We start from the raw sequence: 14952 nt of genomic DNA on the forward strand, positions 1-14952 counted from the left end.
AGACGACGGAAAGGGAGCCGGTCACGCCCCTGGCGCATCGTCGTTCGTCATTGAATAATGGCCGTGCCGCGCCGCCGACTCTGGCGTGCCGACGCCGAGCGGAGGGTCATCCTTGAAGCGCGACAAGTCGCCCGTTTTACCCGGGGCCGGCGCCACCGACTACGCGCGTTACATGCGTACGGACGTGCTGCTCGGACTGCAACGGCACCCCGACGAGGTCATTCACCGCGACGAGTTGCTGTTTCAGGTGGTGCATCAGTCGAGCGAGCTGTGGCTCAAGCTGGCGGCCGCCGAGGTGGCCGAGGCGACCGCGCGGGTGGACGCCGGGGAACTGGCGGCGGCCGAGGCGTTGCTGGCGCGCTCGACCCTCGCCGTCCGGCTGGTCACCGATCAGCTGGAGATGTTCCGGCACCTGTCCCCCGCGGACTTCCAGGCCATGCAGCCAGCCCTGGGCAACGGCTCCGGCGCCGAGTCACCGGGGTGGCGGAAGGTCCAAACGGCCAGCCGCAAGCTCGGACGCTCCTTCGCCGACCAGCTCGCGAACAGGGGAATCGCGGCGGCGGCACTCGACCCGGCGGACCCGACCGACCCGGCGTGCCGGCTCGCCGAGGCGATGATCGAGTGGGACGAGCGGGTGGCGCACTGGCGGTTCCGGCACTACCAGGTGGCGCTGCGGATCGGCGGGCACGCGCCGGCCGGCACCCCGGGCAGTCCGGCGACGATGCTCGCCCGGCTCGTCGAGCACCGGTTCTTCCCGGAACTGTGGCAGGCCCGACTCGACGCCGGCGGCGACGACCCCGGCGCCGCCCCACTCTGACGACCCGCGCTCGACGGGGGTGACGTATCCCTCCGCGTCCGTGTCGTTCTCAGAATCGTCGAAGGGCTCTGTGGTGCACGAACTCACGAGTTGGTCGGCCGGCGCGGCCGACCCCCGCGCGTTCCCCTATCCGGCCGTGCTGGGTGAATTCCACCGGGTCGGCAAACACTTCGTCGGGAAGGAACTGCTCGAACTGCTCGACGCGGCGCGCAGGCGGCTCCCGGCCGCGACCGGAATGGGGGACGCCGAAGCGACGCGCCTCCTGCGCGACTTCCTCGACGTGGCACTCGACAAGTGGGACGGACGTTACGACTACCGGAGTTATCTGGCCCTTCCGCTGCTCCGCCTGCCCGGCGCAGCCGACGACCCGGGCCCGGCCGGGGGCGCCGCCACCGCCCGGCGGGCCGGCGACCGGTTGTTCGTCCGCCTGGTCGCCGACGCGCTGGCCTTCGAACGCGCCGCGCTGGGGCAGGACACCGATCTGCTCCCGCGACAACGTCCCGCGCCGGCGCTGGTGGCCAAGCGCTGCCGGCTCGGCGTCCGGGCCGCCGCTCCCGCACTGGTCCGCCTCGGTCGGTGCCCGGCGGCCGGGGACGCCGGACCGACCGATGCCGCCGCCGCGCTGCACGCCGTCGCCGTCGACCTCGATCCCGCCGCGGAGCTGCCGCTGCGGCTGAGCATGCTGCCCGTCCACGTCACCCACGACGAGTACCTGTTCATCCGGGTGCTCCAGGCGTACGAATGCCTCTTCGCCGGGGTGGCCGGCGAACTCGGCGCCGCCGTCGCCACGCTGGCCGGCGACCGCCCCGGGCCGGCGGCCGACCGGCTGGCGTACGCCCGGGACCTGGTCGACGGCGCCAGCCCGCTGTTCTCCCTGCTGGCCACGATGCAGCCGGATTCGTTCCGGACGTTCCGGCAGTACACCGAGGGGGCCAGCGCCATCCAGTCGCGCTCCTACAAGCGGGTGGAGTCGCTCTGCCGGGCCCCGTCCCGAGGTCGACTGGACTCGGTGGCCTACCGGTCGGTGCCGGAGGTGCGGATCCGGATCCGGGCCGGCGAGCCGACGGTCGACGAGGCGTACCGCTCGGCCGTGCGCGACGGCCGGCTCGACGGCCCGGACCGACGCCTGGTGGCGCGGCGGATGGAGGAATTCGCCGCGGCCCTGCTGCGGTGGCGACGCACCCACCACCGGCTCGCCACCCGGATGCTCGGTGCCCGCTCCGGCACCGGCTACACCGAGGGCACGCCGTACCTGGCGGCCGTCCGTGACCTGCCGGTGTTCACCGCCGTCACCCGGCAGTCCGATCCGCTCGACCCGGTAGGGGGCCAGCACGCATGAGCCGCACCGACCCGACGGCCACGCCGCGCCTGCTCGACGACGCCGCGCACGCCGCGCTGCGCGCGGAGTTCCCGGTGCTGGGCACCTGCGTCTACCTCAACAACAACTCCACCGGCGCGGTGCCGGCCCGCGCCGAGCGGGTGTTGCGCGACTACTGGGAGACGCTGCGCACCTGGCGCGACGACGTGTGGCAGGACTGGCACGTCGGCCTCGACCGGTACGCGGACTCCGTGGCCGGTCTCCTCGGCGCGCCGCCGGGCAGCGTGATCACCGACGGGAACATGAGCACCCTGCTCGCCCGCGTGGCGTCCTGTTTCGACTACCGCCCGCCCCGCGACCGCGTGGTGACCACCGATCTGGAGTACCCCACCGTACCGTTCATCTTCCGCGCGTTCGGCCGCTACGGCGCCCGGCTCGACGTGGTCGGCACCGGCGGCCCCCACCTCGACCAGGACGCCCTGGAAGCACGGATCGACGAGCGGACGCTCCTGGTCTGCGTGTCGCACGCCAGCTTCACCTCCGGTGCCACGGTCGACCTGCCCCGCCTCGTCGCCCGCGCCCACGACGTCGGCGCGCTGGTCGTCGTGGACGCCTTCCAGACCGTCGGCGTGGTGCCGCTGGACGTCACCGCCCTCGACGTCGACATCGTCCTCGGTGGAGCGCACAAGTGGCTCTGCGGCGTCGGCACCGCCTTCCTCTACGTCCGACCGGACCTGGCGTCGACGCTGGAACCGGCGGCCACCGGCTGGCAGGCCGGCGACCGGGCGTTGACGTTCCAGCCGTCCAACGGCTGGGCAGCCGGCGCCCAGCGGTTCGCCGGCGGCACGCCGTACCCCCTCACCTCCCTGCTGTCGCAGGTCGGCCTGGACCTGCTCGCGGAGGTCGGCCTCGACGCCGTCCGGGCGCACTCCCTGGCCCTCACCCAGCGGATCCTGGACCGGGCCGCGGCGGCCGGGATCGACGTGGTCAGCCCCACCTCGCCGCGGCGTCGCGGCGGGGTGGTCTGCCTGGACGTCCCCGACGGCGAGACGGTCAAGCACCGGCTGGCCGCCCAGGGGCTGATCGGCAGTTGGCGCGGCTACCTGCGGATCGGCCCGCACGTCTACAACACCCTCGACGAGGTCGACGCGTTCATGGACGCACTGACGAAGGAGCTGCACCGATGACCGTCGCCCTCTCCCCCCGGGCGCTGATGAGCCTGCTCGCCAACGGCCCGAAGGCCATGGACGTGCTCCGGACCGCGTTCGACACCGGCCTGCTCGACGCGCTGGAGCCCGGCCCGGTCCGCCTCGACGCGCTGGCCGACCGGTTCGGGATGCGCCCGCTGCGGTTGTACAAGTTCCTCGACTGCCTGGAGAGCCTCGGTCTGCTGACCCGCGACGAGCCCGGCGACGACATCGGCGCGACCAGCTACCGCGCCCTGCCCGGGTTGCGGGACACGGTCGCCGCGGTGGTGGGTCCGGGCGCGGTCGAGCGGGACCGGGACCGCTACCCGTGGCGGCTGCTGCACGGCCGGCTCGCCGAGAGCCTGCGCGGCGAGGTCGGCATCGGTGACGAGGACTTCGCCTGGCCGCCCCGCACCGACGCCCAGACCGCCGACTTCGAACGCAGCATGGCCGTCGGGCTCGGCCCGGTGGTCGAGACCGTACGGCGGCACGCCGGCTCGCTCTGGGCCGACCGACGCCGGCTGCTCGACGTCGGCGGCGGCGACGGCACGCTCGCCGCGCACATCCTGGACACCGCGCCGCACCTGCACGCCGACGTCTACAACCTCCCCGCCGTGGCGCCGCTCGTCGCGGCCACCCGCGTCGCGCGGGGACACCCGGACCGGCTCGGGTTCGTCGGCGGCGACTTCCTCGCCGAAGCGCTGCCGACCGGCTACGACGCGCTGTGCTTCGTGCGCGTCCTGCACGACTGGCCCAACGACGTCGCCCGTCACCTGCTGGAGCAGGCGTACGCGGCGTTGGAGCCGGGCGGGCTGCTCGTCATCAGCGAGGAGTTCCGCACCCCGGACCGCCTCGCCATGCAGTTCTTCTGGAGCTACTTCCTGATCGGCGTGGACACCTGCGTCAGCCGGCTGCGCGAGACCGAGTTCTACACCAAGCTGCTCGCCGAGACCGGCTTCGAACGGGTGGCGGTGCTGGCCGGCACCTGGGAACTGGTCACCGCGTACAAGCCGCCCGTGGCCGGCTGACCGGAGCGGGCGGCGTCACCTGCCGGGGGTGTTCGGCGCGGTCAGTGGGAACGTGACGCCGGTCAACTCCTCCGACCGGGCCCACAGGCGGCGGGCGAGCGCGCCGTCCCGGGCGGTTCTCGACCGACCGACCAGCGTGGGAGCCCCGCGTCCCTGGAGGAAACCACTCGGGCCGGCGTAGCTGTCGCCGGGCACCTCCGCCACCGCGGCGTAGAGCGTGGGCAACGCGCCGTCCTCCTCGCTCTGCGAGAAGCGGTCGATGACGGCCGCGCGCAACCGCCGGAGCGGGGACCGCCCGTCGTCGAGATGCGCGAGGAGGTTGGTGGCGGCCAGCCCGGGGTGCGCGGCGGTGGCGAGCACCGGCGCGCCGGCCTCGGTGAGGCGACGCTGGAGTTCCGCGGTGAACAGCAGGTTCGCCAGCTTCGACTGGGCGTACGCCGGGAACGCCCGGTAGGGCCGACGCTCCCAGTTGAGGTCGTCGAGGTCGATGGTGCCGGCCCGGTGCGCGTTCGAGGAGACGGTGACCACCCGCTCCCGGATCCGCGGCAGCAGCAGGTTGGTGAGCGCGAAGTGCCCGAGGTGGTTGACGCCGATCTGCAGTTCGAAGCCGTCCCGGGTGCGGCCGAGCGGGGGGACCATCACGCCCGCGTTGTTGACCAGCACGTCGATCGGTTCGGTGACGTCCTCGGCGAACGCCCGGACCGAGGCGAGGTCGGCGAGGTCGAGCCGCCGTACGCCGACGTCACCGGCCATGGCCGCGGCGGCAGCCCGCCCCTTTTCCAGGTCGCGGACGGCGAGCACGACGCGGGCGCCCGCGCCGGCGAGCGCGTGGGCGGCGGCGCGGCCGATGCCACTGTTCGCCCCGGTCACGACGACCGTGCGGCCGGTCATCGGCGGGATCTGCGCGGTGCTGAATGTTGTCATGAGCAACAATGTAGCCAGCAGCAACAATGATGTCAACGACAACATTCGGCTACGATGTGCGGCGTGCCCGCGTACCATCACGGAAACCTCCGGACGACGCTGCTCGCCGCCGCCGAGCGCAGCCTGCGCCAGCACGGCGCGGATCAGCTCTCGCTGCGCGAGCTGGCCCGCGAGGCCGGTGTCAGCCACGCCGCCCCCCGCCGCCACTTCCCGGACCGCCAGGCGCTGCTGGACGCGCTCGCCGAGGCCGGGTTCGCCCGGTTGGACGCGGAGCTGCGCGCGGCACTGGACGCCGCCGGCACGCAGTTCGGACCGCGCCTGCACGCCGCCGCGGCGGCCTACCTGAGGTTCGCCACCGAGGACGCCGCGCTGCTGGAACTCATGTTCACCGGCAAACACCGCGAGGGCGCCGAACGGCTCGTCGCGGCCGCCGCCGCGCCGTTCGGACTGCTGGACTCCCTGATCCGGCAGGGACAGGCACAGGGCGTGCTCGAACCCGGCGACTCACCACGCGCCGGCATCGTGCTGTTCGCGACCCTGCAGGGCATCGCCACCCTGGTCAACGGCAACCTGGTGGCACCGGAACTGCTCGACGGGATCACCGAGACCGCCGTCGACCAGTTCATCCGCGGATCCCGGCGCCGTTGACCCGGCGCCCGACGCCCGGATCTCGACGGTGGCAGCACGTTGCCGTCCGAGCGGCCCGGCGACGCGACCAATCGTCCGAAAGGGTCAGATCGGTCGGGCCCGGTGTGCGGGACCGACCGGAAGCGGCCATCGCCGGCACGGCCGGCGGACCCGGGAGAAAAGTAGAGTCGGGTGCGGGATCCCACGTCTCAACCGGGCGGAAGGTGGGTGCCATGTCCCTGATGCGAGCCGACGGTGGGCCCCACTGGCTGGCCGAGCACCGGGCCGAGATCCACCACCGCCTCGTCACCGACGGTCGGGTGCTGATCCGCGGCCTGGACGTCGACGACCGGGATGACGCGGCGGCGGTGGTCCGGGCGCTCGGCGACGAGCCGATGGTCGAACGGGAGGGCTTCGCCCCCCGGGCGGAGCACGGCGCCGGCCTCTACTCCTCCAGTGAGTGGCCACCGGACGAGCCGATGTGCATGCACAACGAACTCAGCTACCGGGACGTGGTCCCCGGGCGGCTGGCGTTCGTGTGCCTCACCCCGCCAGCGTCCGGCGGAGTCACCGCGGTGGCCGACACCCGGGCCGTGCTCGCCGACCTTCCGGCCGAGGTGCGGCGACGCTTCGAGCGGTCCGGTTGGCGGCTGCGGCGCACCTACGGCGCGTTGGTGGGTGTCCGCTGGCAGGACGCCTTCGGCACCGACGACCGCGCGGCCGTGGACGACTACTGCCGGGCCCACGGCATCGCCGCCCGGTGGGACGCCGACGGCACGTTGCGGACCGAGCAGCGGCGCCCGTCCGTGGTCCGTCACCCGGTGACCGGCGAACGGTGCTGGTTCAACCAGATCGCGTTCCTCAGCGAGTGGACGATGGCTCCCGAGGTGCGGGAGTTCCTGATCGGCCAGTTCGGGCCGGACGGGCTGCCGTTCACCACCACCGACGGTGACGGGGCGCCGCTGGACCGGGCGACCGTCGACCAGATCAACGACGTCTACGAGAAGCACACCGTACGGGAGCCCTGGCAGCGCGGCGACGTCCTCGTGCTCGACAACATCCTGACCGCGCACAGCCGCGAGACGTACCGGGGCGCCCGGGAGGTCGTGGTGGGCCTGCTCGCGCCCGTGCGGGTCGTCGGCACCTGAGGCGTCGTCCGCGTGGGGGCGCTCACCGGAAGCTGAGGGTGTGGAAGACGGTCACGTTGCCGGCCAGTTGCCCGCAGGCCCGGGCCGCCGCGGCGAGCCGACCGGTGCAGGACGGGTCGGCGAGGTCCAGCAGGATGCCGAGAGTGGTGCCGCTGTGCCCGACCACGACGCCGAGACCACCGACCGCGCCGCAGATCTCGATCATGCTGGACAACTCGCGCTTGCGCCGCAGCACCTGGTTCAGCTCCGCGCTGCGGGTGGCGATCCGGCCGACCTCCGGAAGGTCGCCCGCGGCCACCGCGTCCGCGAGTCCGGCCAGCAGGCGGGTGTACTCACGCTTGTCGGCACCGGTGAAGGGCTTCGGGACGCGGTTGAAGCGTACGGTGTCCACCGTTCCCCCCTCGTCGATGCTGACCACGGCCATCGACGGCAGGGAGCCCAGCCGGGCCCGCAACCGCACGCTGCGGTGGTGGAACGCGACGATGCCCGGATACAGCACGCCGTCGGTCGGCTCGATGCGCGCCAGATAGGCCTCGATCCGGGTCGGCGGCATGGCCATGCCGAGCGCGTTGCCCACCGCCCGCGCGGTCGCCACGAGATCGGCCGACGAGCTGGCGAGACCCTTTCCCTCCGGGAGTGTGCTGTCGAGTGTCAGCAGGCCACCCACCGGCTCCGGCAGGTCGGCGACGATCATCTCGACGAGGCGCCGGGCCTTGGTCTTGTGCGCGGGCCGGACGGTGAGCGCGCGGGTGCCCGGCGTCTCCTGGAACCTGGCCATCGTCCAGCGGGCCACCGGCAGGGTGACCAGGAAGTCGCCGTCCTCCTCGGGCAACACCCCCTGCAACAGCTCGCCGAAGGTCCCGAACGACGAACTGACCCCGACCGCGCCGATCCGCGGATGGGGCAGCGTACCCGCGGTGGTCACCGCGTTCCCCCCGAGGAGGCCGAGCGCAGCGGTTCGACGCACCACGCCCGCACCAACGCGGCGGTGACCCCCGGCCTGGACCCCACGAAGTAGTGGCCGCCGTCGGCGACCTCGTGCAGCTCGACCCGGTCGGCGACCAGCCGCCAGTCGGCGTACCGGTGGTCGTAGCCGCGGGTGCCCGGGTCGTCGGTGGCGACGACGACGTGCAGCGGCACGTCGACGCGGTGCCGCCGCGGCTGCGCCAGCATGTCCAACTGGTAGCGGTTCGCGGTCACCACGTCGTGCCGGTACGACGCTCCCACGATGTCGAGTCGTTCCGGTTGCAGCCCGTCCAGCTCGACGTACGCGCTCTCGGCCCGCAGCCGCGCCAACAACGTCGCGTTGTCGGCATCCCGTACCTCGGCCATCTCCCGGCGCAGCTCGTCCGCCGTGGCCAGCAGCAGGGCGCCGACGAACACCCGCTCGACCGGCGCCCCCGCGTCGCGCAGCAGGCGTGCGGTCTCCAGGGCCGCGGCGGCACCGGCGCAGTGCCCCCAGAGCAGCACCGGCACCGTGAGGCGCTGGCGGATCTCGGCGGCCACCCGCGCGGCCACCTGTCGGACGTCACCCATCGGCTCCCCCGCGGTCGCCAGGTCGTGCCCGGGCAGCTCCACCCCGTAGACCGCGACGCCGTCGTGGCGCAGCTCGTGCGCGAGAGCCCGGAAGTTGACCGCGTTTCCGCCGGCGTACGGGAAGCAGACCAAGGCGTGGTTGGCGTTCTGCACGTTCGACAGCGGCTGGACGAGATCGGCCGACGCGCGGGCGCCGTGCTCGCTCCCGTCGAGCACGGCGGCGAGCGCCCCGAGCCGCGGGTTGCCGACGAGTTGCGCGAGCGACAATCCGCCGTTCATGCTGATCAACATGCGGACGGCGGCCAGCGAGGTGCCGCCGAGCTCGAAGAAGTCGGCGTCGCGGCCGAGCCGCTCCAACGGCACGCCGAGCACCTCTGCCCACAGCGTCGCCAGCCGTCGCTCGGTCGGCGTGGCGGGTGCGACGTAGGGTGCGCCGCCGTGGCCGAGGGTGCCGGCCAGGCGCTTGAGCACGTTCTTGTCGACCTTGCCGTTCTCGGTCAGCGGGAGCTGGTCCAGCTCGTGGAAGTAGGTCGGCACCATGTAGGGCGGCAGCAGACCGGCGAGGAAGTCACGCAGGTGCTCCGGTGCCACGCCCGCGCCGGTGTAGAAGGCGGCCAGGTTGCGGATGCCCCGTGCGTCGTCGTCGATCACGACGGCGGACTCCCGCACCCCGTGGAACCGGAGCAGCTTGTTCTCGATCTCCCCGATCTCGATGCGGAAACCCCGGATCTTCACCTGTTCGTCCCGCCGGCCCAGAAACTCGATCCTGCCCTCGGGGAGCCAGCGACCGAAGTCGCCGGTGCGGTACATCCGGGTACCGGACCGGTACGGGTCGGCGACGAACGCCTGCCGGGTCCGCTCCTCGTCGTTGATGTAACCCCGGCCGACGCAGACCCCGGAGAACGCGATCTCGCCGGGCGAACCGAGCGGGACGAGCGCCAGGTTCTCGTCGAGGACGTAGGTGTTGACGTTGCGCCGCGAGTCGCCGACGGTCACGAAGTCCCGCGGCGGCGGGCCCGACAGGATCTCGTGCATCGTGTCGTCCGAGACCTCGGTGGCGCCGTAGGCGTTGACCAACGTGACCTGCGGACACACGGCGAACCAACGCCGCACCAGGTCGAGCTTCAGCGCCTCCCCGGTGACCGACAGGACCCGCAGCCGACCCAGCGGGCACGGCTGCCGCTCCAGGTGGGTCAGCAGCACCTCCAGGTACGAGGGGACGACCTGGGCCACCGTGACGCCGTGCTCCACCAGCTCGTCGACGAATCCGGTGACGCTCAACTGGGTGTCCGTGTCGACGATGCGGACCCTCCCGCCGACCATCAGGACGGCGGCGAACTGCCACAGCGAGATGTCGAAGCACTGCGACGCGGTCTGGGTGACGACCTCGTCCTCCCCGGCGGCGAGGCCCATGTCGTCGATCTTCATGAGCAGGTGGTTGAGCATGCCCGAGTGCTCGCAGAGGGCACCCTTGGGCGTGCCGGTGGAGCCCGAGGTGAAGTAGATGTAGGCGGCCTGTTCCGGCGTCACCGGCACGCGCGGGTCGGCGGTGTCCCCCGGGCCGGAGACGATCTCCGGGACGAGCAGGATCCGCGCGTCGCCCCCGGACGCCTCGGTGGCCGCGCGAGCGAGGCCCAGGCTGCCCGGCTCGGCGAGCACGTACCGGCACTGGCTGCGGCGCATCTGGGTGGCGACCCGGTCGGCGGGAAAGTCCGGGCGCACGGGCAGATAGACCCCGCCCGCCTTGAACACCCCCAGCGCGGCCGCGAGCCAGTCCAGGGTGCGGTCGAGCACCACGGCCACGGGCGACTCGGGGGTCAGGCCCGCGGCCAGCAGGGCGTGCGCGATCCGGTTGGCACGCGCGTTGAGTTCACCGTACGACAGGGCGGCGCGGCCGGACGTGGCCGCGACCCGCTCCGGGTGCAGCCGTACCCGCTCCTCGACGAGCTCGTGGAAGGTGGTCCGCGGCAGGTCGACGCGCGGACCCGCGAGCCGGTAGAGCTGGGTCCTGATCTCGGCGTCGGAAAGCAGGCCGCACCGGTGGTGAGCCGCCGTGGGATCGGCGGTCAGGGCCCGCAGCGCCGCGACCTGGTAGCCGGCGAAGCGCCGCGCGTACTCGTCGTTCAGCACGGCCCGGTCGTGCCACACCTCCAGGCGCAGCCCGTCGCCACCCCGGTAGGCGACCCGCAGCAGGTCCGGGCCGGGCGGGGCGGCCGCGGCGCCGTCGAGCGCGGACAGATCGAGCACCACCTGGCAGAGCGCCGTCACCGGCTCACCGCGACCGGCCGTGACCAGCTCGGCCCAACTACCGTTGCCCACCTCCAGCCGGTGGGCGGAGACGTCCGTCCCGCCCGGCGCGACGTACCCGTAGCAGATCTCCCGTTCGGCCGCGACCGTGGCGAGCACCCGGGCGTACGCGGCCGACAGCAGGGCGGGCATCTCGGGTCCCGCCGCACGGAGGGCGTCGAGGAGGTCGTCGGGCAGCCGTACGCCCACCGAACCCCGGCCCGTCGCCGTGTCGCCCGCCGCCGTCCACCGCGGCGCGGCCGTTGCCGTCACCTGTTCGCCGGTGTTCGTCATCGTCCCCGTTTCCCTTCGTGCACGTCCTCGTGTGCCTGGATGTCGATGGTGAAGAGCGGAGCGGCCCGGTCGGCGTGGCGCTGGGCGGAGACCGCGTCGTGCCCCTGGGCGACCACGCAGGCGAGCCGGTCCCGGAAGGAATTGGTCCTGGTCACCACCATTCCGGGCGCGGTCAGCGCGGTCGCCGCCACGACGCCGGGGCTCGCCGCTGCCCGCAACCCACCCCGTACCGCCGTGACGAGCCCTTCCCGCGTGAGCATCTGGAACCGGATCGCGGCGTGCCCGGCGGCCGGCGCCGGCGCCGGCAGCGCGCCCCCGGTGGCCCGGGCCACGACGGCGTCGACCAGGTCGAGCCCGATCGCCGCGCGGACGGCGGCGGGGATCATGCCGCCGGCGAGCCGGGGATTCACCTCGATCACCACCGGCCCGGCCGCGGCCAGACGCAGCTCGGTGTGCGCGGCGCCCCATCCCAGGCCGAGGGCGTGCAGCGCACGCCGCGCGACTCGGCTCAACTCCTCGCGGGTCGCGTCCGGCACCTGCGCCGGAACGTCGTGCCCGACCTCGACGAACCACGGTTCGAGGCCCAGCCGTTTGGCGACCACCGCCCGCGTCTCGCCGTCGAACGTCTCGACGGAGAACTCCGGTCCCCGGACCGCCTGCTCGACCAGGATCGGGAGGTCGAGCCGGGGCCGCCGGCCCAGCAGCAGCGCGGCCCACCGGGCGGCCTCGACGACGTCGACGCAGAGCCGCACGCCGACCGACCCGGAACCCGTGGCGGGCTTGAGCACCACCGGCGGCCCCAGTTCCTCGGCGGCGGCCACGGCACCGGCCACGGACTCGACGGTGCGGAAGCCGGGAACCGGCACGCCCGCGTCGGCGAGTGCCCGCCGCTGCCGGCCCTTGTCGCGGCACCGGGCGACCGCCTCCGGATCAGGGGCGGGCAGGCCCAGGCCGACGGCGACCCGGGCCGCGGTGGCGATGTAGTACTCGGAGCTGGAGGTGATGCCGGCGAGTCGGCCTCCGGCCGCCAGCTCCGCGCAGGCGCTGACGACCTGGTCGAGGTCGTCGGTGTCCAGCGTCCGGACGTCCAGGCCGTCCTCGGCGACGTACGGATAGCGGCCAGGGTCGCGGGTGAGCAGGACGGGCCGGAGGTGGCGGGCGCGGGCCGCCGCGGCGAACTGGCGTCCGGTGCCGGTGGTGTTGCTCTCGACCAACGCGAGCCAGGCGCCGGTCACGAGGAGGCTCCGCCGGCGACGACATGGCGGACCGCGTCCCGCAACTCCCGATCGGCCGCCTGCTCGGCGGCATGGCGGGCCCGGAACCAGGCGGCGTGGTCGGCGAGGTCGGTCAGCGCGACGTCGAAGGCGGCACCGACCGCGCCGGGGCCGCCCCCGCGGTCCGTCCGGGCGATCAGGTCGGCCATCGGTGGCGGCGTCCGCGCCGTGCCGCCGTCACCGTCGCCGACCGGCGGCAGGGTCGTCCCGCCGGCCTCCATCGCCGTCCGGACCGCCGCGCCGACCAGGTCGTGCGCGGTCCGGAACGGCACGCCGTCGCGCACCAGCCGGTTGGCCAACGAGGTGGCGGTGACGAACCCCTCGTCCGCGCGCTGCCGCATCCGCTCGACGACCGGCCGGGCCCCGCTGACGAGCGCCTGCGTGAGCCGCGCGGCGTCGCCCACCCGGCGCAGTGTCTCCCCCGCGCCGCCGACCGCCTCGGTGCCGACCTCGATGGTGTTGGTGAACGGGGTGGACTTCATGGTGGCCGCGGCGGCGGTCCAGGCGCCGATCGCCGGACCGGCCGCGGCCTTCACATGTTCGAGGAGGAACGCGTTGCGCTTCTGCGGCATCGCCGAACTGCCGCCCACCAGCCGGTCGGGGAAGGTCAGGAACCCGAACTCCTGGGTGCTCCAGAGCTGCATGTCGGTGCCGAGCCGGCTCAGGGTCACCGCCGCGGTGGCGGCGGCGGCGAGCACGCGGAGCACGCCGTCCCGGCTGGCCACCGCATCGGTCGCGTGCACCGGCCCGGCGGCGAAACCGAGCAGCGCCGCGGTGCGGGCCGGGTCGATGGGCAGGTCGGTGCCGGCGACCGCGCCCGCCCCGAGCGGACACCGGTCGAGCCCCGCCACCGCCTGACGCAGGCCCAGGACGTCGCGGCCGACGGCGAGCGCGGTACCGACCAGGTGGTAGGCGTACGTCACCGGCATGGCGGGCTGGAAGTGGGTGTAGACCGGCATCACCGTGTCGTGGTGTCGGCGGGCCCGGTTGAGCAGCACCGCCTGGAGCCGAAGCAGTTCGGCGGCGAGCGCGTTGACGTCCGACCGCAGCCGAAGGGCGGTCGTGGTGGCCTTCAGGTCGTTTCGCGACCGGCCGGTGTGGAGCCGCCCGCCGACGTCGGCGCCGAGCTGCCGGACCAGTTCCTGCTCGTAGGCGAGGTAGAGCCCGCGCGGCGCGGCGACCTCGCAGAGGTCGGCGAACCCGTCCGCACGCATCCGGACGATGCGCTCCAGCAGCCGGGCCGCCACGGGACCGGGCAGCAGGTCCTGCTCGGCGAGCATGACCACGTGGGCCAGGTCGACGGTGCTGATCGGGCCGAGTTCGGCGCGGATCTGGGCGGGGCCCGGGTCTCCGTAGAGGATGCGCCGCGTGCGCGGCCCGACGGTCGAGGTCAGCCGTCCGGCGCCGGTCACGCGGTGGCTCCGAGACGCACCGGCGACCCGGCGCGCGGCACGGTGCCGGGCACGTCCTCGTAGGACCGGCGGTTCCAGCGCAGCCGGATCCAGGCGTCCGCGGGAGGCTCGACGGACGTGCGCTCGACCGGTGCCGGCGGGTGGTCGTCGAGCCGGTAGCCCCGGGCGGCCAACCACTCGTCGTCGTACACCGTCGACTGGTAGCGGTAGCCCTCGTCCGGCAGCAGGACCACGCAGAGCTCGTCGGGGTGGGCGCGGGCGTGCCACTCGGCGACCAGATAGGCCGCGCCGCTGGTCGGCCCCGCGTAGATGACGTGCCGGCTGTGCAGGCGGCGCGTCGCGGCGTACGCCTGGCCGGCGGTGCACCAGTGCACGTCGTCGAAGACGGTGTGGTCGAGGTTCTCGGGCCAGAGGCTGTTGCCCAGCCCGCGCAGTGGGCGGTGACCGTCCGGCTGCCCGAAGAGCACGCTGTGCTGGGTGTCGACTCCCACGGCGCGGGTGTGGGGGGTGGCCGTACGCAGCGCCCGGACCGTGCCGCACATCGATCCGCCCGAGCCGACCGGGCCGATCACGCAGTCGACCTGGCCCAGGCCGTGCACCAACTGTTCGGCGACCACGGCGTACGAGCGCGGATTGTCGGGGTTGCGGTACTGCTCGGGGCAGAAGGTGCGGGGGTGCTCGGCGCGGATGCGGGCCAGGCGGTCGAGTCGCGTGCGTTGGTATCCACCGACGCGGGCGGGGTCACGGCAGATCTCCACGGTGGCGCCGAGGTCGTTGAGGCGCCGACGCAGGTGCACGTCGACGGCGGGATCACCCACCAGGATCAGCTTCCGGCCGAGCAGGGCGGCCTGCATGGCGAGCCCGAGTCCGAACGTGCCCGACGTGGTTTCGACGATCACGGTGCCGGGCTCCAACTCGCCCCGGGCCAGGGCGCGACGCAGGATGTAGCGGGCCGGCAGCAGCTTCATCAGGGTGAAGACGGCGCCGTAGAGATTCGCGCCCAGCCGGACCAGCCGCGGCATCATCTGCGCCTCGGTGATCTCGTCGAAGGTGGTGCTGACCGTCATGTCGTCATCCCCCGAAAATGGACGGACGCGGTAC

At 73.6% G+C, this 14952-nt stretch carries 12 protein-coding genes; 6 read left to right on the forward strand and 6 right to left on the reverse strand.

Features of this window, described 5'->3' with window-relative positions; all coding sequences use genetic code 11:
• Positions 1 to 112 precede the first annotated feature (112 nt).
• The 4 genes from B1205_RS15210 to B1205_RS15225 all read left to right on the forward strand — a co-directional run bounded on the left by B1205_RS15210 (position 113) and on the right by B1205_RS15225 (position 4350).
• Positions 113 to 817, forward strand: a complete 705-nt coding sequence (locus tag B1205_RS15210; RefSeq protein ID WP_089156215.1) for a tryptophan 2,3-dioxygenase family protein — start codon at positions 113 to 115, stop codon at positions 815 to 817.
• Between the two features lie 73 nt (positions 818 to 890).
• Positions 891 to 2156: a hypothetical protein gene (locus B1205_RS15215; RefSeq protein ID WP_089156395.1), complete on the forward strand. Its 1266-nt coding sequence runs from the start codon at positions 891 to 893 to the stop codon at positions 2154 to 2156.
• Entirely contained in the window at positions 2153 to 3322 is a 1170-nt protein-coding gene (locus tag B1205_RS15220) for an aminotransferase class V-fold PLP-dependent enzyme (RefSeq protein WP_089156216.1), read from the forward strand. Before B1205_RS15215 ends, B1205_RS15220 begins: the two co-directional genes overlap by 4 nt.
• The gene (locus tag B1205_RS15225) at positions 3319 to 4350 is read left to right on the forward strand and encodes a methyltransferase (RefSeq protein ID WP_089156217.1); all 1032 of its coding nucleotides are present in this window, start codon (positions 3319 to 3321) and stop codon (positions 4348 to 4350) included. The genes B1205_RS15220 and B1205_RS15225 overlap by 4 nt, the downstream gene beginning before the upstream one ends.
• A gap of 15 nt (positions 4351 to 4365) precedes the next feature.
• On the opposite strand, the gene B1205_RS15230 is transcribed toward B1205_RS15225, so the two are convergent.
• Positions 4366 to 5274 (reverse strand): oxidoreductase, encoded by a 909-nt coding sequence (locus B1205_RS15230; protein ID WP_089156218.1) that lies wholly within the window; start codon positions 5272 to 5274, stop codon positions 4366 to 4368.
• A gap of 63 nt (positions 5275 to 5337) precedes the next feature.
• Here B1205_RS15230 and B1205_RS15235 point away from each other — a divergent pair, with 63 nt between their 5' ends.
• Both B1205_RS15235 and B1205_RS15240 read left to right on the forward strand, forming a co-directional pair.
• Entirely contained in the window at positions 5338 to 5922 is a 585-nt protein-coding gene (locus B1205_RS15235; protein ID WP_217809802.1) for a TetR/AcrR family transcriptional regulator, read from the forward strand.
• A 212-nt stretch (positions 5923 to 6134) separates the two neighbouring features.
• The gene (locus B1205_RS15240; RefSeq protein ID WP_089156220.1) at positions 6135 to 7049 is read left to right on the forward strand and encodes a TauD/TfdA family dioxygenase; all 915 of its coding nucleotides are present in this window, start codon (positions 6135 to 6137) and stop codon (positions 7047 to 7049) included.
• 22 nt (positions 7050 to 7071) lie between these two features.
• Here the strand turns inward: B1205_RS15240 and B1205_RS15245 are convergent, their stop codons facing one another.
• From B1205_RS15245 to B1205_RS15265, 5 genes are read right to left on the reverse strand one after another with little or no spacing between them, the layout of a single operon-like run.
• Positions 7072 to 7974, reverse strand: a complete 903-nt coding sequence (locus B1205_RS15245) for a GHMP family kinase ATP-binding protein (protein ID WP_254909969.1) — start codon at positions 7972 to 7974, stop codon at positions 7072 to 7074.
• Complete coding sequence (locus B1205_RS15250) at positions 7971 to 11165, reverse strand: non-ribosomal peptide synthetase (protein ID WP_089156221.1); 3195 nt, start codon at positions 11163 to 11165, stop codon at positions 7971 to 7973. Before B1205_RS15250 ends, B1205_RS15245 begins: the two co-directional genes overlap by 4 nt.
• Positions 11162 to 12400 (reverse strand): ATP-grasp domain-containing protein, encoded by a 1239-nt coding sequence (locus tag B1205_RS15255; RefSeq protein WP_089156222.1) that lies wholly within the window; start codon positions 12398 to 12400, stop codon positions 11162 to 11164. Before B1205_RS15255 ends, B1205_RS15250 begins: the two co-directional genes overlap by 4 nt.
• Positions 12397 to 13851 (reverse strand): argininosuccinate lyase, encoded by a 1455-nt coding sequence (argH, locus tag B1205_RS15260; RefSeq protein WP_089156223.1) that lies wholly within the window; start codon positions 13849 to 13851, stop codon positions 12397 to 12399. The genes B1205_RS15255 and argH overlap by 4 nt, the downstream gene beginning before the upstream one ends.
• Positions 13848 to 14918 carry a cysteine synthase family protein gene (locus tag B1205_RS15265; protein ID WP_089156224.1) on the reverse strand — a complete coding sequence of 357 codons (1071 nt, stop codon included), beginning with the start codon at positions 14916 to 14918 and terminating at the stop codon, positions 13848 to 13850. Before B1205_RS15265 ends, argH begins: the two co-directional genes overlap by 4 nt.
• Positions 14919 to 14952: the final 34 nt, after the last annotated feature.

It is taken from the genome of Micromonospora sp. NBS 11-29 (genome assembly GCF_002140155.1).
GTDB lineage: Bacteria > Actinomycetota > Actinomycetes > Mycobacteriales > Micromonosporaceae > Micromonospora.